The 17925-nt window shown below is 60.3% G+C and carries 18 protein-coding genes; 11 read left to right on the top strand and 7 right to left on the bottom strand.

Features of this window, described 5'->3' with window-relative positions:
* Window positions 1–18 precede the first annotated feature (18 nt).
* The 3 genes from HJB82_RS22255 (at window position 19) to HJB82_RS22245 (ending at window position 2898) form a co-directional block, all read left to right on the top strand.
* On the top strand, window positions 19–849 hold the full coding sequence (locus HJB82_RS22255; RefSeq protein WP_207580900.1) for an SAM-dependent methyltransferase: 831 nt from the start codon (window positions 19–21) through the stop codon (window positions 847–849).
* A 335-nt stretch (window positions 850–1184) separates the two neighbouring features.
* The gene (gene ubiA, locus HJB82_RS22250; RefSeq protein ID WP_221141442.1) at window positions 1185–2099 is read left to right on the top strand and encodes a 4-hydroxybenzoate octaprenyltransferase; all 915 of its coding nucleotides are present in this window, start codon (window positions 1185–1187) and stop codon (window positions 2097–2099) included.
* 22 nt (window positions 2100–2121) lie between these two features.
* The gene (locus tag HJB82_RS22245) at window positions 2122–2898 is read left to right on the top strand and encodes a phosphodiester glycosidase family protein (RefSeq protein WP_207580902.1); all 777 of its coding nucleotides are present in this window, start codon (window positions 2122–2124) and stop codon (window positions 2896–2898) included.
* Window positions 2899–2936: 38 nt separating this feature from the next.
* Here the strand turns inward: HJB82_RS22245 and HJB82_RS22240 are convergent, their stop codons facing one another.
* The 3 genes from HJB82_RS22240 to HJB82_RS22230 all read right to left on the bottom strand — a co-directional run bounded on the left by HJB82_RS22240 (window position 2937) and on the right by HJB82_RS22230 (window position 6363).
* The gene (locus tag HJB82_RS22240) at window positions 2937–3752 is read right to left on the bottom strand and encodes an alpha/beta hydrolase (RefSeq protein ID WP_221141441.1); all 816 of its coding nucleotides are present in this window, start codon (window positions 3750–3752) and stop codon (window positions 2937–2939) included.
* A 28-nt stretch (window positions 3753–3780) separates the two neighbouring features.
* Window positions 3781–4377, bottom strand: coding sequence for a demethoxyubiquinone hydroxylase family protein (locus HJB82_RS22235; protein WP_221141439.1), 597 nt, complete (start codon window positions 4375–4377; stop codon window positions 3781–3783).
* A gap of 102 nt (window positions 4378–4479) precedes the next feature.
* Entirely contained in the window at window positions 4480–6363 is a 1884-nt protein-coding gene (locus HJB82_RS22230) for an ABC transporter ATP-binding protein (protein WP_207580905.1), read from the bottom strand.
* A gap of 237 nt (window positions 6364–6600) precedes the next feature.
* Between HJB82_RS22230 and HJB82_RS22225 the strand changes: the two genes are divergently transcribed.
* Window positions 6601–7002, top strand: coding sequence for a GFA family protein (locus HJB82_RS22225; RefSeq protein WP_207580906.1), 402 nt, complete (start codon window positions 6601–6603; stop codon window positions 7000–7002).
* Window positions 7003–7087: 85 nt separating this feature from the next.
* Here HJB82_RS22225 and HJB82_RS22220 read toward each other — a convergent pair whose 3' ends face one another.
* The gene (locus HJB82_RS22220; RefSeq protein WP_207580907.1) at window positions 7088–7561 is read right to left on the bottom strand and encodes a VOC family protein; all 474 of its coding nucleotides are present in this window, start codon (window positions 7559–7561) and stop codon (window positions 7088–7090) included.
* Window positions 7562–7826: 265 nt separating this feature from the next.
* Here HJB82_RS22220 and HJB82_RS22215 point away from each other — a divergent pair, with 265 nt between their 5' ends.
* The 4 genes from HJB82_RS22215 to dapB all read left to right on the top strand — a co-directional run bounded on the left by HJB82_RS22215 (window position 7827) and on the right by dapB (window position 10037).
* Window positions 7827–8429, top strand: coding sequence for a histidine phosphatase family protein (locus HJB82_RS22215; protein ID WP_221141436.1), 603 nt, complete (start codon window positions 7827–7829; stop codon window positions 8427–8429).
* Window positions 8430–8623: 194 nt separating this feature from the next.
* Window positions 8624–8839 (top strand): hypothetical protein, encoded by a 216-nt coding sequence (locus HJB82_RS22210; protein WP_221141434.1) that lies wholly within the window; start codon window positions 8624–8626, stop codon window positions 8837–8839.
* Window positions 8840–8899: 60 nt separating this feature from the next.
* Window positions 8900–9253: a hypothetical protein gene (locus HJB82_RS22205; protein ID WP_221141432.1), complete on the top strand. Its 354-nt coding sequence runs from the start codon at window positions 8900–8902 to the stop codon at window positions 9251–9253.
* 13 nt (window positions 9254–9266) lie between these two features.
* Window positions 9267–10037, top strand: a complete 771-nt coding sequence (gene dapB, locus HJB82_RS22200; protein WP_221141430.1) for a 4-hydroxy-tetrahydrodipicolinate reductase — start codon at window positions 9267–9269, stop codon at window positions 10035–10037.
* 338 nt (window positions 10038–10375) lie between these two features.
* Here the strand turns inward: dapB and HJB82_RS22195 are convergent, their stop codons facing one another.
* Both HJB82_RS22195 and HJB82_RS22190 read right to left on the bottom strand, forming a co-directional pair.
* Window positions 10376–11308 (bottom strand): ornithine cyclodeaminase family protein, encoded by a 933-nt coding sequence (locus tag HJB82_RS22195; protein WP_221141428.1) that lies wholly within the window; start codon window positions 11306–11308, stop codon window positions 10376–10378.
* A gap of 196 nt (window positions 11309–11504) precedes the next feature.
* A complete protein-coding gene (locus HJB82_RS22190; RefSeq protein WP_221141426.1) occupies window positions 11505–12017 on the bottom strand; it encodes a GNAT family N-acetyltransferase in 513 nt (170 codons plus the stop codon).
* A gap of 691 nt (window positions 12018–12708) precedes the next feature.
* Between HJB82_RS22190 and HJB82_RS22185 the strand changes: the two genes are divergently transcribed.
* Both HJB82_RS22185 and HJB82_RS22180 read left to right on the top strand, forming a co-directional pair.
* The gene (locus tag HJB82_RS22185) at window positions 12709–12915 is read left to right on the top strand and encodes a hypothetical protein (RefSeq protein ID WP_221141423.1); all 207 of its coding nucleotides are present in this window, start codon (window positions 12709–12711) and stop codon (window positions 12913–12915) included.
* Window positions 12916–13245: 330 nt separating this feature from the next.
* Window positions 13246–14661 carry an aspartate aminotransferase family protein gene (locus HJB82_RS22180; protein WP_221141422.1) on the top strand — a complete coding sequence of 472 codons (1416 nt, stop codon included), beginning with the start codon at window positions 13246–13248 and terminating at the stop codon, window positions 14659–14661.
* A 174-nt stretch (window positions 14662–14835) separates the two neighbouring features.
* On the opposite strand, the gene HJB82_RS22175 is transcribed toward HJB82_RS22180, so the two are convergent.
* Complete coding sequence (locus HJB82_RS22175) at window positions 14836–15258, bottom strand: TIGR02594 family protein (RefSeq protein WP_207580916.1); 423 nt, start codon at window positions 15256–15258, stop codon at window positions 14836–14838.
* A 638-nt stretch (window positions 15259–15896) separates the two neighbouring features.
* Between HJB82_RS22175 and HJB82_RS22170 the strand changes: the two genes are divergently transcribed.
* Window positions 15897–17798: a potassium transporter Kup gene (locus tag HJB82_RS22170; RefSeq protein WP_221116770.1), complete on the top strand. Its 1902-nt coding sequence runs from the start codon at window positions 15897–15899 to the stop codon at window positions 17796–17798.
* Window positions 17799–17925: the final 127 nt, after the last annotated feature.

The raw sequence follows: 17925 nt of genomic DNA, 5'->3' as shown, positions 1-17925 counted from the left end.
ACAGACAACGAGGCTTTCATGCGAGCATCGGAACCAAGCCGCACCGCGCTGGGCGCTGCAGCCTACAGGGCGGCGCACCAGAACGTCGATGGCGGCGCAATCTTCTTCGACCCCTACGCTCGCCGGATACTCGGTGAGGAGGCGAGCGCCGAGGCTGACCTGAAAGCCCGGGACCCCTCTACGCGATCCTTTCGCCTCTTCATGGCGGCACGCAGCCGATATGCCGAAGACTGCCTTGCCCTGTCCGTAGCAAGAGACGTCCGGCAGGCAGTTATCCTCGGCGCCGGGCTCGACACCTTTGCACTGCGCAATCCCCATGCCGGCCTGAAGGTCTTCGAAGTCGATCATCCTGCCACGCAAAGCTGGAAGCAGACGCGGCTGAACGAAACCGAGCTGACGCACGCCCCGCCGACATTCGTTCCGGTCGATTTCGAGCAGGAAGATCTCAAAGAGTGCCTCGTCGCGTCCGGCTTCAAGCTGGAAACGCCATCCTTCTTCATCTGGCTCGGCGTCGTGCCCTATCTCAAGGAGGCGTCGGTCTTTTCCCTGCTGCGCTTCGTCGCCGGCCTGCCGAGCGCATCCGTCGTCTTCGACTACAGCGAACCCCTCGAAAATTATTCACCCGAACGCCGTGCCCGCGCGGCGGAAATGGGATCGCGCACGGCTGCGGCCGGCGAACCGTGGCTGACACACTTCGATCCGAAGGAAATCTCCGAGCGATTGCTGAGCCTGGGGTTCGTATCTCTGGAGGATCTCGGCCCCACCGAAATGGCAAAGCGCTTCTTCGGCCTGCCAAGGGATGCACCGGATCGCGGCGCTGGCCCGCACGTCATATGGGCGGGGAGATAGGAATAGTCGTAACGATTGAATTGCGACACTTGGACCTCAGCGTTGTAGAGGACAGCATCCAGCCGGCTCACGCATAACCGGCGTATCCATTCGGCAGGTCATGCGGGCGGGGATGTTAAAGCATGTCGCGGAAAAGTTTGCAGCGGTTTTGCGGCAACGACATGCGTAAAAACAAAGAGCTAAAGCGCAAGGAGGGAATCTGAAAGATCGCGACGCGCTTTAGTCACGGCAGACTGCCGTTGCAGTGCTTGCAAAAATTCCTATTCTCGGCGTCACCGATGGCGATGAAAAGCTGAGGCATCCGGTTTATTGCGATAGGAATTTTAGATCACATCATGACGACACTCAGCCGCCCTGATCTCAGCGACATCAACCATGGCGACTGGGTGGATCGCCGGTTACCGGCCGCATGGCGGCCATACACGCGACTGGCGCGGCTCGATCGCCCGGTCGGAATCTGGTTGACGCTTTTCCCATGCTGGGCCGCCATCATCCAGGCATCGCACGGTCTGCCGAACTTCTTGCAGTTGGCGATCTTCTCTCTCGGCGCCGTGCTGATGAGAAGTGCCGGTTCCACGGTCAACGACATCGCGGATCGGAAGTTTGACGGCCATGTGGAACGGACTCGCTTCCGGCCCCTTGCAAGCGGGGAGCTCCGCACCCTGCACGCCTTCGTCTTTCTGGCCGTGGAACTCGTGGCTGCGGCATCGCTTCTACTCTTCCTGACACCCTATACGTGCCTGGTGGCAATCTCGGTTCTGCCGCTGGTCTTCATCTACCCGCTCTGCAAGCGCTTCACCCACTGGCCCCAGGCCGTCCTGGGTGCAGCGTTCAATTGGGGGATGCTGATGGCATGGGCCGAGCTTGCAGGCCATATTCCGGCCGGCGCCGTCTTGATGTGGGGCGGGGCCATCGCCTGGCAGATCGGTTATGATACGGTCTACGCCTATGTCGATCTGAAGGATGATACCCGCCTCGGCCTGAAGTCGACGGCAATCCTGTTCGGCAGGCACGGCAAGATGTGGATCGGCTTGTTCTATGCTCTGGCCGTCGGGGCCTGGTCGCTCGGCGGCTGGCTGCTGGACATGTCGCCGCCTTATGCAATCGGAATGCTGGTCATCGCCGCTCATCTCGCCTGGCAGACCCGGCGGATCGACCTTGCCCGCCCCGACCTGAATTACCGCCTCTTCCTCGCCAATATCCTGACGGGCGTGCTACTCGCCTGCACGGCTTTGTCGGGCACATTTTGACGAGGTCGAGACCGTGAGACCAATGACCTATCTGAAACAGGGCATGCTCGCCGCGGCCATGATGCTGACAGCAATGATGATGTCCCCACATCGAGCGCATGCCGGACAATGCGAGCGGGAAACCTTTGAAGATGCGGCATACGTCGTCTGCACGTTGGACCTTGAAAAAGCCGACCTCCGCCTGTTCTGGAAGGGCGCCGATGGCGCACCGTACCGCACCTTTTCAAGCCTTGCCGAAGCCGTTCACGCGGCGGGGAAGACGCTGGTGTTGGCCGTCAACGCCGGCATGTACCGGGCCGATTTTTCGCCGATGGGACTGTATGTCGAAAACAGCAGGGAATTGAAACCCGCCAATACCGCAAAGGCCGAAAGCTCCGCCAGCCAGGTACCCAATTTCTACAAGAAGCCGAACGGCGTGTTCTTTCTGAGTGAAACCGGCGCAGGCATCCTCCCTACAGATGAATTTCTGAAGCTTGCGCCCAAAGTGCGGTTCGCTACACAGTCCGGCCCGATGCTTGTCATCGCCGGCACGCTGAACCCGATCTTCATCCCAGGCTCGACGGATCGAACCCGCCGAAGCGGTGTCGGCGTCTGCGCGGCCGGCACGGTTCGCTTGGCGATCAGCGAAGACGGGGTGAATTTCGACGATTTCGCGCGGCTCTTCCGCGATAATCTGAAATGCCCCGACGCCTTGTTTCTCGATGGCGGAAACGGTGTCGGGCTTTACCATCCGGCAATGGGCCGCAACGACCGCTCCTGGCACGGCGGTTACGGCCCGATCCTCGGGCTTGTCGAATAGAACCGGTATTCATTGAGGCGGGCGTTGAGCCTTGTGCCTCATCTATCATCCGGCCGGTCACCAAAAAACCTTGCCGTGGCCGTGATCAGCCGGTCCAGCATATCGACGTTCTTACAAGTGTTGAAAATGTGATCCATGGGAGCCTCCCAAACTTGGTGTGCCCCCTTATGCGCCCGAGCGAACTTTGCCGCTGTTCCCACAGGAATGGCGGTATCCAGGCTGCCTTCGGCAAGGAAAACCGGTCCATCATACTTAGCAATCTCGTCCAGCGGATCCAGGCTTTCGACGTCGGCAAAGAAGTCATGGCCGAGAGTCATGGACGAGCCCCACGGAAGTTGAAGCTTGGTGGGCGATCGGTTTTCGAGCGCCCGTTCATACACATCACGCCCAATCAAGGCTGGAAAGGATAGTTTCGGCTCGCCGACAGGGGCCCAGAGCGCGACCGCCGCTGGTCGATTTGTTCGGCCCGCCGCCACGGCAGCAACCAGGCCACCCTGGCTCCATCCCAGCAGAAAGATCGCATTCGGACCACCCGACGGCAGATCGCTGACGAAGTCCATGGCGGCGATGCAATCCTCGATTTGGCGATTATATGTCGTGTCCTGAAAGCGTCCGCCGCTTTCGCCGACACCTCGAAAGTCAATCCTTAGGCTCGAAAAACCGAGAGACGCGAGCTTCTCCGCCGTATGCGTGAAGATACCGGTGCCGGTCTGAGAAATCATGAGTTCGTGCCGCGTTCCTCCGAACCCATGGAGAAGCACGACAGTCGGTGCGTTTGCCGAGGCCGTCAGACGCAATGTTCCGACAACATGATCCCCACCGACCTCAAAGTTTACCGTTGCCTCTGCCGCCATTGCTTCCTCCGAACCTCCCCGTCAAAGCCTATCCCTTCCCCGCACGTGTCATTTCGGCGCGCATCCAGCTCGAGTCACCCCAGGTGGAGAGCCAGATCATCAGATCGGTCAGAGAGCCGATGATGGGCAGGAGCAAGGCGTGGTTCAGGCCCCGTCTCCTTTGACTGTCCTCAGCCTTCCTCAGATGCGCCAGCTCCTGTTCCTGTATCGAGGCGATCAGGGCGTGAAGCTCGGGATCGCGCTTGGCGAGGAAGGCCAGTTGGTCTTCGAGATGGCGGTGGACCGTGCTTTCAACGGCCTCTGTGCAGATCCAGATCATGTTGCGCCCGCCAAGCGCCGTCAGGATGCCGAGTACGGAACCGCCGAGGCTCCAGAAGGCCATGACGCGGCAGGGCCTGGCGCGCCTTGCAGGCATTGCCTCGCGAAACAGCCGGCAATGGTCGATCTCGTCCTCACGCATCTCTTCAAGCGCCGGCACGATGTCGGGAAACAGCCGCCGGGCCATCAGGATCTGGGCGCCATAGATCCTGATAGCACCGAACTCGCCCGCATGGTTGACCTTGAGAATGCGACGGATGGTGACATCGGCGTCGCGCATTCCCGAGTTGCTCGACGGATTGATCATGACCACCCTGCCCCGGTTCCCTTGCAGGCAATAGGCAGGAGTGCCGCCGTGATCGTCAAGGGGTGCGTCGACTCAGTCTGCCGCGACAAAAAATTCAACGACTCAGTCAGCCCTGGGTGAGGCCGGAAATGCTTCAACGATGTCTTCGGGAATGAAGCCGCCGGTCTGGCGTTTCCACAGGCGGGCAAACAGGCCGTCGCCTTCGGCTAGTTCGTCCGGACTGCCCTCCTCCACGATCCGCCCGCGATCGAGCACGACGATCCGGTCCATCCTGGCGATGGTCGACAGCCGGTGGGCGATGGCGATCACCGTCTTTCCCTCCATGACGAGGTTCAACCGCCCCTGGATGGCGGCTTCGGATTCGCTATCGAGCGCGGAGGTCGCTTCGTCGAGCACCAGGATCGGCGCGTCCTTCAGCAGAACGCGGGCGATAGCGACACGCTGGCGCTGGCCGCCGGAGAGCTTGATGCCGCGGTCGCCTACGAAGGCGTCATAGCCCCTGCGGCCCTCGCTGTCAGTCAGATCAGCGATGAAGGCATCGGCGCTCGCCATCTTCGTCACCCGTTCGATTTCGTTCTGCGTCGCCTCTGGACGGCCGTAGCGGATATTGTCGCCGACCGACCGGTGCAGCAGTGCGACGTCTTGCGCGATCACCCCGATCGCGCGGCGAAGGCTTGACTGAGTGACCGCCCGGATGTCTTGCTCGTCGATCAGGATCGAGCCGTCGCCGATGTCGTAGAAGCGCAGGAGCAGATTTGCGAGCGTGGTCTTGCCGGCGCCGGAGAGGCCGACCAGACCCACCTTCTCGCCGGGCCGGACCGTCAGCGACAGGTCGTTGATGACAGGCTTGCCTGACTTGTAGGCGAAGTGGAGGTTCTCGAAACGTATTTCGCCGCGCTGAACACTGAGCTCGGTCGCATCCGGCCGGTCGGTGATCGTCGGAGGTGTGGTCATGACGGGCATGGCGTCCTTGATCGTGCCGATCGCCTGGAAGATCTGCTGGCCCATCTGGAGGAAGACGAAGATCTGCGACGACAGCCGGTTGAGGATGTAGACCGCGCCGACGAACTCGCCGACCGTGAGGAAGCCTTTGACAAGGCCGGAAAATCCGATCGACAGCATGGTCAGCCACAGCAGCGTGTTGAGAATGACGACAGTCACTTCCGACGACCGATAGATACGCTGTTCGCTGTGCTGCGTCTGCACGGTCCTCTGGATGATGCGGCGGATGGCGCCGGCCTCGCTGTCTTCGGCCGCAAACTGCTTGATCATCTGCATGTTGGTATAAAGATCGGTGATGGCGCCGGCGACCAGGCTGCGCTGCTTGGCGGTGCGGCGCGAGCGCTGGACGAAGGTTGGCACGATCCTGGCGGTGAATGCGATGTTGAGCGCGATCCAGACGACGACAGGCAGGGCAAGCTGCCAGGCGAGTGCGCTCAGCAGGATCACAGAGCCCACCAGCTGCATCAGGAAGCGCGGGATGGACTGGAAGCCGGCAAGGATCTGCTGCTGGACGGCGGAGGATACCTGCGAGAGGCGTGAGGCAACCTGGCCGGCATAGAGATCATGGAAGAAGGCAAGGTCTTGCCGCTCCACCGCCTTATGTCCCTGCCATTGAATGGCAGCCGGCATGCCGATGCCTAAAGTATGCGAGTTCAGCGTATTCAGCATGAACGACACGATCGGCATGACCGGAAAGATCAGGAAGCCGAGAACGGTCAACAGCAGCCATTCATTGTGCAAGAAGGCGGCGGCGCCCTGTTGCGTCACGCCATCGACGATGACCGAAAGCCCCCAGACGATCGTCAGGTTGATCAACTCGAACACCATGGAGCAAAGCGCAAGCGCGATCAGCACGCCACGGAACATCGAGATGAAGTGCAGGAGCACCGTCACCGGACCTTTGGAAGGCAGCGGCCGGTAGGGAATGTCGAGCGGCCGGATCAACGTTTCGAAGGGACGGTAAATCGCATCGGAAATCGACATGGGCCGCTCGGATCAAAATTGGGAGGAAGCGTGGACTCGGACTACGCCAAGTCGTATGGGATCATCTTTTGGCCGCCATCTCAACTAGAACTTTTATAAATTGACCAAACGGGAATATCGCCAAAACAGAGCCTGGCGAGCGCGGGACAGCGAGCGCCCGAAAGCCCCAATTGCGGTCGTCGCGCCATTGAGGCAGGATGCCGTCCTTGAACAAGAAGCAGGATTGAACTGACGCTCATGCTGACGGGCTCATGTCATTGCGGCAAGGCGAGTTGGACACTTAGAGGTGATCCCGGCTCGATCACCGCCTGCAACTGCACTCTCTGCCGCCGCTACGGCACGCTCTGGGCCTATGATTACGAAGGAGAGCGTATCGCTCTCAGCGGAGAAACCGCCTCCTATACCCGCTCCGGCCGGGAGACCTCGTCCCTCGAAATCTTGTTCTGCCCATCCTGCGCCTGTGTCTTGAGCTGGCGCGGCCTGCGGCTTCAAAAGGATGGCCGCCGGCGCATGGCGGTCAACATCCGGCTTGCGCCGCCGGATCTGGTCGCCGATCTGCCAATCGATCACTTCGACGGCCTGGATACGTTCGAAGATCTTCCGTCCAAAGAGCGCTGCGTGCGCGATCTCTGGTTTTGACAGCCTGTCCCGTTTCCGAAGGACCCTGGAAATGTAGGTCAATCTCACCGGACCCGACACTCCGGAAAACCTACTGCGTGAAGGTTCAGCCGCGCCGAGCCGCCTCGAGCGCCGCGACGTCGATTTTCCTCATGGTCATCATCGCATCGAAAACCCGCTTTGCCTGGTCGCCACCTGCCGCGAGCGCTTCGGAAAGGATACGTGGCGTAATCTGCCAGGACACACCCCATTTGTCCTTGCACCAGCCGCACTCGCTCTCCTGGCCGCCATTGCCGACGATGGCGTTCCAGTAGCGGTCGGTTTCCTCCTGGTCGTCGGTTGCAATCTGAAATGAAAAGGCTTCGTTGTGTTTTAACGCTGGACCGCCGTTCAGGCCGATGCAAGGAATACCCGCAACGGTGAATTCAACGACCAAGACGTTTCCCTGCTTGCCATCCGGATAATCTCCCGGTGCACGAATGACGGCGCCTACGGCACTGTCTGGAAACGTCGCGGCATAAAAGCGGGCAGCCTCCTCGGCGTCTTTGTCATACCATACGCAGATCGTATTCTTCGCCATTGCGCGGTCCTTTCGCTCTTCGTTTCGCATTTCCTTCGTTAGATATGAGGCAAACCGTCTTTCTCCAGCCCATGGTAGCAATTTCTCGGGAAGGACTGCCGAGCGCTGCCAAGCGGACGCAAAGAGCCGATAAAAGAGGGCCTGGCTCTCCCGGATCGCGCCAATTGCAGTCATCATTGATCTGTAGCATGAGCGAGCTGCTGCACCGTCCTCTTCGCTTCAATAAACCCCTCATTGTTGCATTGATTTGCCTGGAACAACGCTGATGATTTTCCTGCTTCGCCATGGCGAGACCATTTGGAACAGCTTAGGCCGCTTCCAAGGCCAGAAAGATTCATCCCTTACGGAGCGCGGTATCGAACAGGCCGAACAGGCGGCGAAGCTTCTGAAAAAGGAAGTCGCAGGCACCGAGCGTTCATTCCAACTCCAAGTTAGCCCGCTAGGTCGAACGAAAGAGACTGCGGCTCGAGTGAAACGGATATTGCCTTTGGAATCCCACCAGGAACCGCGGCTGATGGAGGTGACCATCGGCTGTTGGGACGGCATGACCAAGTTCGAAATCGACAACGAGTTTCCGGGAATGCTGGACGGGTCCGACGCTTTTGATTGGTATTTCAAATCTCCCGACGGAGAAAGCTTTGATGCTGCCTGTGCCCGGGCGAAGGACTGGATCTCAGGCATACGCGGAACGACAGTCGCGATTTCTCACGGGCTGTTTGGCAGATTGGTCCGCGGTGTCTATTCTGGCCTTTCAAAACGAGAGATGCTGGAACTGCCCGTTCCCCAATACGGATTCTATCGCCTTCGCGACGGCGAGTTCAGTCTGGTAGGCGCTTCGGCCGAAACGATATCCGACGTCGTTGCGTAACAAGGGTTCATGCCTGGTGACCGCCGTGTTGCTGCACCACCGGCGGAGTCTACACAAACTCATAAAAACAAAGACTGAAACCGTCGCATGAATCAAAGTCTGAACAATGCAGTTTTGGTGTCCTAGACACAAAACTCGTGTCAAACTGCGCAAGCCACGGGTACGCCTGCGCGCCGGTCGAGAGGGCAGAAGCCATGCACAAGTTCACCGTATCAGTCACCCGGGAGATCGAGGCAGATACTGCCGAGGAGGCTGCCCTGCTCCTGTATCAGGAACTATCAAGAGGATCGGTCCCTGACCGCTATACGGTCACCGACGAGACCACGGTGACCACGGAGGTGAAGCTTGACCGGGAAAAGGCGGATGAATTCGCCAGCATCGATCACACCGCCGACCCCGGCAATTGGTAACGCCAAGCAGCCTCCGGAACTTGCCGACATCCGATCGATAGCAGCCTCTGAGAAAACCTCATGGCGTACAATCCGCACTACCCGACAATCCTGCCGGAATTCTTTGCGCTTTCGCTTGTCTTTGTTTTGAACATCCTAATACCTGCTTCGGCGATCTTCATCGCGCGGATGCTCACGCGCCGTAGATGGCTGCTATACCTATTCGCGTTTCTATGGGTGTGTTTCTCGCCAATCACGCTCGCCATATTGGCAACGCCGGTGATGGCGCCCGGAGAAGAGACGGGACCTGGCGACGGAATGATCCTGCTTCCGGTCTTGGCGGAAATACCCGTCGTACTAGTTGTTTACGCCGTCGCTCTGTTTTATCTGCGTCTAACGCGACAAACCTCCTCCGCTTCGCACTCGCCCTTCTGAGCTAGGAAAGACCGTGACCTCATCCATCAAAATAGCCGTCGCCGGTGCGAACGGCCGCATGGGTCGTGCCATCCTGCCGCTGCTGGCGGCCGATCAGACTTTTGCGTTCGTCGGCGGCATCGGTCGTGAGGGCTCTGCAGGCGCCGGGCTGATCGACCGCTCGGATGCGATCGCGGAGGCCGATGTGATTCTGGATTTCACGACGGCAAGCGCTGCCGCCGAACTTGCCGGCTTGTGCGCATCAGCCGGCGGTCCGGCACTGGTGATCGGAGCGACGGGTTTCGAGCCGGATGACCTCGACCGGATCGCTGAGGCTGCCCGGACGATTCCGATCCTGCGCTCTGGTAATTTCTCCATCGGTTTGAACATGCTGATCGGTCTCGTCACTCAGGCGGGGCGCGCCCTTCCCGCGCATGGCTGGGATATCGAAATCCTCGAGGCCCACCACAACAGGAAGATCGACGCGCCGTCCGGCACGGCGCTGATGCTCGGCGAAGCGGCCGCCGAGGGCCGCGGCGTTTCCCTGGCATCCGTCGAGCGGCGCGGGCGCGATGGCATCACCGGCGAGCGGCCGCCCGGCGAGATTGGCTTCGCCGTCTTGCGCGCCGGCGGGTTGGTAGGAGAACACAGCGTGCTGTTTGCCGCCGCCGAGGAAGTCATAACACTTTCGCATTCGGCTCTCGATCGCGGCATGTTTGCCCGCGGCGCGCTTGCCGCCGCCCGCTGGGTCGCAGGACGCGCGCCCGGCGAATACGGCATGCGGGATGTCCTGGGTCTGGAGTGAAGGAGCGAATGGACAGGGTGAACAGTGGCTTGAAGCGCGTCCTTGAATCAGATTCTAAGCGCATCTCTGGTTGCCGCACGGCCTCCAAGAGAGCCTCATCCTGAGGCACCGCGCAGGGGCCTCGAAGGACGAGGCGGGTGTGCCGGCGATTGACGCATGCAATAAGCAGGGTTCCGACGTGTCCTTCGTGGCTCCGCCCTATGGGCTCCGCGCCTCAGGACGAGGGACCTTGGAGGATGCCGCGCCCTTTCATTTGACGTCGTAGATCTCGCTGCTCCTAAAATCTCAACGATAACCTGCATCAAAACAAACGCTTAATGCCCGCCTTGAATCAAAGCCTACGCCGACAACCCTAACCTATCGAGGATTGCCGAAGCGACGACGACTTCGGTTCCAGCCAGGCCGACCGAGCAAAACAGCGTCGTCTCTCCAAGCGATCCTCGCCCCGCCGTCCTCCCGGCAATGATGTCGGCAAGGTCGGCCAAACGATCTTCGTTGCCGGAACCGGCGAGGAAAAAGGGCGAAGCGTAGGCGTGGGCCTGTTCGGGAGAATCCGTCGCGATTACCGCTGCGGCATCAGCGACATCCAGGCCGAGCTCGTATCCCCGAAGCGTTTTCGGGCCGACGGTGTTGACATGCACGGCGGGCTTCAGATCCCGCGCATGGACGACGGGCGTTTGGCTCGTCGTCGCGGAGATGACGATGTCGGCGTCATCAACGGCTTCGCAAGCGCTGCCGACAGGGTCCACCTCCAGCCCCAGGGCGTGCTGCATTTCGGCCGCGAAGGCGGCGCGATTTTTCTCGTCGCGGCTATAGACGCGGGCACGGTCCAGTTTTCGAACGGCGGCGGCTGCGGCAAGCTGAGTTCGCGCTTGCGCGCCGCTGCCGAGGATCCCAACGATCCTGGCATCAGGCGCGCTGAGATGGCGGATGGCGAGACCTCCGATGGCGCCGGTCCTGAGGTTGCCGAGGCGTTCTCCGAGGACGATGCCCTTGAGCCTGGCATCGTCGGCCGACCACACCGCGACGATTTGCGAATGCTCCGTCCCGCCGAATGTTTCATAGACCCGAAAGCCCGCGAGCGGTTTGTCGCCAAGGATACCGCCGACGGTGAAGACGAGATCGCCTTGATCGGGAAAGGACACATGATGCCGGGGCGGAGAGACCAGCCGATTGCCGGCTCTCGCGAGAAAAGCGGTCTCGAGCGCATCCATCGCCACGCCCATCAACGCACTGCCGGCCAGATCCTCGTCTCTCAGAATCTTCGTCACGGCAAACCTCCAGCCCAAAGCATGTCGCGCAAAAGTGTGCAGCGGTTTTGCGGCAACGACATGCGCAAAAACAACGAGCTAAAGCGCAAGGAGCGATTCTGAAAGATCGCGACGCGCTTTAATGCCGGCATCCTGCGACCCCAACCGCGCTTGAGGTCAATAGATGAGGTAAAGGGGTTTGAGCTGAATTTCCCCGTCAGGCCCAATCGACCAGACGGCGAGCCATTATAACGTCGTCGATCTCCCTGCCCTCCTCCAGAACCCCGCCGGGGATCCTGCCGATCTCGGAGAAGCCCTGCCGCTGGTAAAAGCGGATTGCCGCGGGGTTTTCCGCGCTGACGAACAGTTCCAGTTGCCGAATGCCGAAGTCGCGTGCGTGATCGGAAACCGCCTCCAGCAGCTTTCCAGCGAGACCCGTTCCGCGCAGGTGGGCGCGGATATAGACCATGACGATCGTCGCGCGATGGACCATCTTGCTCGAGCGCTGCCGCAGCAGGCCCATTATACCGACGGGCTCATTATCCTGAAACGCAATGAAAACCGGCTCGTTCAGGCGATTGCGCCACTCCTCGTCGGGCAAGATCTCCCAATCTTCGTAGCGGCTGGCAAAGGAGGACGGCTCGGCGCGTAGCGCTTCCAGGCGAATACGCCGGAAAGCCTCCACTTCGTCTGCCTGGATAAGCCTGATCGTCACGCCGCTCGCATCCATCGGAGACCTCCTCGGATATCTCAGCTACGTCATTACAGAGGGCTCCGGCCGATGCAAGCCGACGCGATGACTTCGATTCCTGCTCCTATTGCGCCACCCCTCGCGCCAGCGCCAGAGAGAGCGTCATCCTGAGGCGCCTGCACGGCTCGAAGGACGAGGCGGGTGCACTGACGTGGAAAGAATGCAAGAAGCCGCTGCGGTATGTCCATCGAGGCTCCGCCCTATGGGCTACGCGCCTCAGGATGAGTTGGAGGATGCCGCGCATATGCTAGCCGGCGCAGAAGGATGCACGCGCCTCCACGGAGACCTCACTCTGAGTCGCGCCCCGCGAGAACCTCCAAGGGCGAGGCCGATGCTCCGCTGGCGATTACTCCGCCGAAGTTCCGACCCGGCCGCCCTTCCGGACGCCCGATTGATTGAATGGCATGACCACCGGTTGGTTCGATGGCCGGAGGTCCCATTGATCCGGCGGCTGGACGGCTGGTTGGTCGGTCGCCGGTTCGCGCGTCGACCGAACGACCAGCTCATCCGGCTGTTCGCTCGGCCCAGTCGCCAATTGATCGGCTAACCTGGTCGGCGATTGATCGGCTGACCCAGTCGCCGGCGTATCGGCTGACCCGGTCGCCGATGTAGCGGCTGACCAGGCGGTCGCTTGATCGCTGAGTCTGTCCATTTTGAAGGGTGCAATCTGATGGATGAAGACGAGAAGAATTATCCCGACCATAGAGCACACCAGCGCGTAGACAACGAAATACTTCAATGCATATCCCTCGCTGATTGGCAGAGCGGCCTTGACAGCGGCGCGAATGATATTTCCACATTATTGAATGATACTTGGCAAAATGCAATAGATTTTAAGCATACGTTAATAATTTCAGAAATGAACAGCAGATGGTAGGGTGGTTATTGGAGAGAATAAGAAAGCATCTCCCGCTATGCTCGATTTATCTTAAGCATCCCGGTAAAGGCGAGACGTGCGCCGAAGGCGGCTGCCACTCAAATCCTCCTGTATGTGCCAGGACTTCGCGGGGCTACAGCTCTCGCACTCGTAGCAACGACGATTTCGGGCAGTGCCCTGGGCAGGAGCGCTCGGCATACTGTGCGCCAACCTCAATATGCGTCCTCGAGGCGCGCAACGACAGCGCCGGCGATATCGGCTAAACTGCCTTGATAGAGCAGTTCGCTTTGAGCGGCGGCCCTTCAGGATCGACGACAGAAGGGGATCCGCATGTCGGCAATCGCATCTCTGTTTCAGGAAGCCGCTCGGCTTGCGGCCGCGTTCCGGCAAGCAGCGCCCGCCCGCCATGTGCCCACTCACGACTACGCCGCCTCCCTCGCCGCTTTCGACGAGCCGCTGTCGGCCGCCGGTTCCGATATGCTCGATGTCATCCGGCAGCTCTCGGATGGCGCCGAGCCCGGCCTGCACGCGACGACCGGCCCGCGTTTTTTCGGCTGGGTCATCGGCGGCTCGCATCCGGTCGGTGTCGCGGCTGATTTCCTTACCAGCGCCTGGGGCCAGAATGCCGGAAATCATACTGTCGCTCCGGCCGCGGCCGCCGTCGAGACCGTTGCTGCAAGATGGCTTCTCGATCTCCTGAAGCTGCCGGCCGAAAGCTCGGTCGGCTTCGTGACGGGCGCGACCGTGGCGAACTTCACCTGCCTTGCCGCCGCACGCGGCGAGGTGCTGCGCCAAGTCGGCTGGGATGCCGATGCCAATGGCCTGTTCGGCGGGCCCGAGATCACCGTGCTGATCGGCGACGACGCCCACACGACGGTGTTCTCGGTGCTGCAATTCCTGGGCCTCGGCCACGATCGCGTGCTGCGCGTGCGCACAGATCCAGTGGGGCGGATCGACCTGGCCGCGCTGACAGGCACGCTCGATACGGTCTCCGGTCCCGTCATCGCCATTCTCCAGGCCGGGCAGATCAATACCGGCGCCTTCGACGACTTCGCCGCCATCATCCCCCTCTTGAAAGCGAAAGGCGCCTGGGTGCACGTTGACAGTGCTTTCGGCCTCTGGGCGCAGGCGTCAGTGAAGACCAGCCATCTCAGCCGCGGCATCGAAGCGGCCGACAGCTGGGCGACCGACGGCCATAAATGGCTGCAGACGCCCTATGATTGCGGCTATGCGATCGTCCGCAACGAGCTCGCCCATCGCCGCGCCATGACGATCGCCGCAAGCTATCTGCCGCTCGCCGGCGAAGGCGAACGCGATCCCTCCCATTACGTGCCGGAGCTTTCGAGGCGCGCGCGCGGCTTCGCCACCTGGGCGATGCTGAAACATCTCGGCCGCGAGGGTGTGGCCGCCCTCATCGACCAGTGCTGCGCCTCGGCGCGGCTGGCAGCCGATCTGCTTGCTCGCGAGCCCGGCATCGCCATTCTAAACGAGGTGACGCTGAACCAGCTCGTCATCCGCTTCGGAGCCGACCTGCCCTCCGAAGAAGGCGACGCCCTGACCCGAAAGACGATCGAAAGGATCCAGGCCGACGGCATGATCTTCGCCGGCGGCGCCAAATGGCGCGGCCGCGACGTGTTGCGCCTCTCCGTCACCAATTTCCAAACGACATCGGATCAGGCAGAACTGGCGGTGGAGAGCATCATCACCGCGTTCAGGAGTGTCAGCGGCAATTCCTATCCGCGCTAACCTGCAATTGCGTCCGTCGCCAATCCATTGCCTTGCAGAGTCTGGCCCCTGGCACGGCGCGGCGACACAAGCCGCACCCTCTCTCCCACCTCATCCTTGCTGAGGTGCCCGCAGGGCCTCGAAGGACGAGGTCGGCCACCGGCCACGCGCGCGCACTCGGCCTGCAAGCCGGCATCATCGTCGCACTGCGACGACCGAACTGGCGCGATACCTGGACAATTGCACCCGGTTGGATTGATTGCCTCCGAACAGGTAGACGTACTGTCGGCGCTGGTCGATGTGATCGAACAGGCTGACATGGAAGCGTCGGCCGCTTCGGATCACCACCACGTCTCCCCGCCTGGCTGAGCGGAAGAAGACCGGCCTGCCGAAATTTTTCCAGGATATCGCCATATTAGGATTGGGCGGCGGCTGCCGGAAAGATCGCTTGGCGACAAAGGCCAGGAACGCCCCGCACCACGAAACCCTGCGGGGATTGATGCTGAGGAAGGAAATGGAGCGTTCGTGCATGCTCTTGTACTTGGATGCCGTGCCCAGCATGTCCGCCTCACAGGGCACGGCAAGCACCGTGAGGACGATGACGAGAATAACTTTCATAGTTACCCACCATTGTTTGTATAATGTTGAAATTCAGAAATGTGGCAAAGAATAAATCAGGAGCGGCAACGTAGGTGCCAATTATGGCGTGATTTAGAAACAACTAATACTGGCATTTTGGCGGCAAGAATTTGTCCGAAACGAGACCGAAAATCACCCAGTGCAAGCCATCGATCTCGAATGGACACGACCATCGCAAACCCGGCAGAACGCATATTTTGCAGGCAAGTTGGCTAGACATCCGCTATCCGAACGAGGTTCATTCAGAGGCGACGCACCGCACCCCGCAAGTGCTTGAGCGCCAAGATCATTCGCCAGGGAGTTGACGATAGTGTGCGATTTTGGTTGTCACCTATACGAGCTACATTCAAGATAACTATGAATAATACTTTAGATGCGCCAAGTAATACAGTGCACATGGCTCCAATCACCCAGCAAAAGCCGGTAATCACCCCTGCCGGCTACGGACATGAATGCCCCAGGACAACCGACAGCCGCCGCGCGTGTTAACCGTATGGTTGCACCGGTTTGGGCGTCCTGACTGCTCACAAAAAAATCGCACGCCACATCAATTTACTTGCCGTTCTGCAATGCGGCATATGTTTGTGTTCAAGGCCAGGTGGCATGAGCGGGGAACCATGACGTCGACACATGCAGACAGAACGGGTGAAGGTACCGGCCGAAAGGGCTTCGTCGGGTTGGTCGTCGGCGCGATCGGCGTCGTATATGGCGATATCGGCACCAGCCCGCTCTATGCCCTTCGTGAGGCGCTGAGGCCCTTTGCCGCCGATGGCGTCCACGAGGCCGAGGTCGTCGGCCTCATTTCGCTGATGGTCTGGACGCTGACGATCATTGTGACCTTCAAATATGTGCTCTTCCTTCTCAGAGCGGACAATGATGGCGAAGGCGGCACGCTTTCGCTTCTCGCCCTGCTGATGAAGAAGATGGGGCGAAACGTGCCTGTGCTCTTTTTCGCCGGGCTGATTGGAGCGGCTCTGTTCATCGGCGATGCGATGATCACGCCTGCTCTGTCGGTCATGTCGGCGCTCGAAGGCCTGAAGCTCGTCACACCGGCCTTTGCCGAATACGTGCCGCTTGCCTCGGCTGCGATCATGATCGTTCTGTTTGGCGTCCAGTCGCGGGGAACGGCTGCCGTCTCGATGTTTTTCGGGCCGATTACGGTGTTGTGGTTTCTGGCCATGGCGGCGGGCGGTCTGATCCATATCGGTGACGACTGGACAATCCTGGAGGCGCTCAATCCGATCAATGCATTCCTGTTCCTCACCCATGCCGGCACCGTCGGCCTCATCGTGCTCGGTGCCGTCTTTCTGACCGTCACCGGCTGCGAAGCGCTCTATGCCGATCTCGGGCATTTCGGCCGCCGCCCGATCCAGACGGCATGGTTCGTGCTCGTATTTCCGGCATTGCTCCTCAACTATCTTGGCCAAGGCGCGCTGGTTCTCGCCCATCCCGAAACGGCGGCCAATCCGTTCTTTCTAATGTATCCCGATTGGGCCTTGCTGCCGGTGGTTCTGCTTGCGACGATGGCGACGATCATCGCCAGCCAGGCTGTCATCACCGGCGCATTTTCACTGGCCCGCTCGGCGGTTCACCTCGGCTTCCTGCCGCGGTTGCGGATCAAGTTCACATCGGAGACCAACACCGGCCAGATCTACGTGCCGAGCGTCAATCTTCTCCTGCTGATCGGCGTCTTGATGCTGATCTTTTCCTTCCGCGACTCCGAGTCGCTGGCGACGGCCTACGGCATCTCGGTGACCGGAACCATGGTCATCTCGACCATGCTGGTCTTCCAGTTCCTCCGGGCCGTCTGGGGCTACTCCCTCGTACTCGCCGCCGTCGTGCTGCTGCCGCTCTTCCTCATCGAAGTCCTGTTCCTGGCAGCCAACCTCTTGAAAATCTACGATGGCGGCTGGGTTCCGGTCGCCCTTGCGCTGGCGATCATGATCCTGATGTGGACGTGGACCCGAGGGCAGGCCTATCTGAAGCGGCTGCGTGCCAACAACGAGATCCCGCTCGATTCCTTCATAAGGTCGATCGAACGAAAGTCGGACCATTCGCCGGTCACCGTTCCGGGAACGGCGATTTTCCTGACCAGCGTTCCGGATCGGACGCCGAATGTTCTGCTCCACAATCTCAAGCACAACCACGTGCTCCACCAACAGAACGTCATCCTGAGCGTCTGGACCGAAGACGAACCTTATGTTCCGGACAGCCGCCGCATTAAGATCAGCCAGCTCTCGCCGCGCTTTGTGCGGCTTGATCTCACCTTCGGCTTCATGGACGACCCCGATGTCACCCGAGCGCTCGCCCTCTGCCGGGAGGGAGGGTTCAAGTTCGAGATCATGAAGACCTCCTTCTATCTCGGCCGCCGGAACCTCGTCAGGACGCCGAACACCGGACTGCCCGGCTGGCAGGAGCGCATATTCATGGCGCTGGAAGGCTTGGCGATCGATCCCTCCGACTATTTCAACCTGCCCTCGAACCGTGTCGTCGAGCTCGGTGAACAGGTTGCCATCTAGCAGGCTGCTGAAATTCGCTCTGCGTTGGCGCAGTTGCTTGCTGTGGGTCTGATTTTTTTACAGACTGGCTGTCGTGCGGTGGGATTTTGGCCGATTGAGGCGGGTTTTCTGGCCATATCGGCTTATT

Origin of the sequence: Rhizobium sp. NZLR10, assembly GCF_019685125.1 — a bacterium.
GTDB lineage: Bacteria > Pseudomonadota > Alphaproteobacteria > Rhizobiales > Rhizobiaceae > Rhizobium.
This window is presented reverse-complemented; position numbering and strand designations above follow the sequence as displayed.

Excerpts from the sequence above, each read along its gene's own strand:
- HJB82_RS22235 (WP_221141439.1), bottom strand. The coding sequence starts at position 4,377 with ATGATCAATCCGTCGAGCAACTCGGGAATGCGCGACGCCGATGTCACC.
- HJB82_RS22220 (WP_207580907.1), bottom strand. The coding sequence starts at position 7,561 with ATGGCGAAGAATACGATCTGCGTATGGTATGACAAAGACGCCGAGGAG.
- ubiA (WP_221141442.1), top strand. The coding sequence starts at position 1,185 with ATGACGACACTCAGCCGCCCTGATCTCAGCGACATCAACCATGGCGAC.
- HJB82_RS22255 (WP_207580900.1), top strand. The coding sequence starts at position 19 with ATGCGAGCATCGGAACCAAGCCGCACCGCGCTGGGCGCTGCAGCCTAC.
- HJB82_RS22245 (WP_207580902.1), top strand. The coding sequence starts at position 2,122 with ATGACCTATCTGAAACAGGGCATGCTCGCCGCGGCCATGATGCTGACA.
- HJB82_RS22230 (WP_207580905.1), bottom strand. The coding sequence starts at position 6,363 with ATGTCGATTTCCGATGCGATTTACCGTCCCTTCGAAACGTTGATCCGG.
- HJB82_RS22185 (WP_221141423.1), top strand. The coding sequence starts at position 12,709 with ATGGATGAAGACGAGAAGAATTATCCCGACCATAGAGCACACCAGCGC.
- HJB82_RS22190 (WP_221141426.1), bottom strand. The coding sequence starts at position 12,017 with ATGGATGCGAGCGGCGTGACGATCAGGCTTATCCAGGCAGACGAAGTG.
- HJB82_RS22170 (WP_221116770.1), top strand. The coding sequence starts at position 15,897 with ATGACGTCGACACATGCAGACAGAACGGGTGAAGGTACCGGCCGAAAG.
- HJB82_RS22210 (WP_221141434.1), top strand. The coding sequence starts at position 8,624 with ATGCACAAGTTCACCGTATCAGTCACCCGGGAGATCGAGGCAGATACT.
- HJB82_RS22215 (WP_221141436.1), top strand. The coding sequence starts at position 7,827 with ATGATTTTCCTGCTTCGCCATGGCGAGACCATTTGGAACAGCTTAGGC.
- HJB82_RS22180 (WP_221141422.1), top strand. The coding sequence starts at position 13,246 with ATGTCGGCAATCGCATCTCTGTTTCAGGAAGCCGCTCGGCTTGCGGCC.
- HJB82_RS22240 (WP_221141441.1), bottom strand. The coding sequence starts at position 3,752 with ATGGCGGCAGAGGCAACGGTAAACTTTGAGGTCGGTGGGGATCATGTT.
- HJB82_RS22175 (WP_207580916.1), bottom strand. The coding sequence starts at position 15,258 with ATGAAAGTTATTCTCGTCATCGTCCTCACGGTGCTTGCCGTGCCCTGT.
- HJB82_RS22225 (WP_207580906.1), top strand. The coding sequence starts at position 6,601 with ATGCTGACGGGCTCATGTCATTGCGGCAAGGCGAGTTGGACACTTAGA.
- HJB82_RS22205 (WP_221141432.1), top strand. The coding sequence starts at position 8,900 with ATGGCGTACAATCCGCACTACCCGACAATCCTGCCGGAATTCTTTGCG.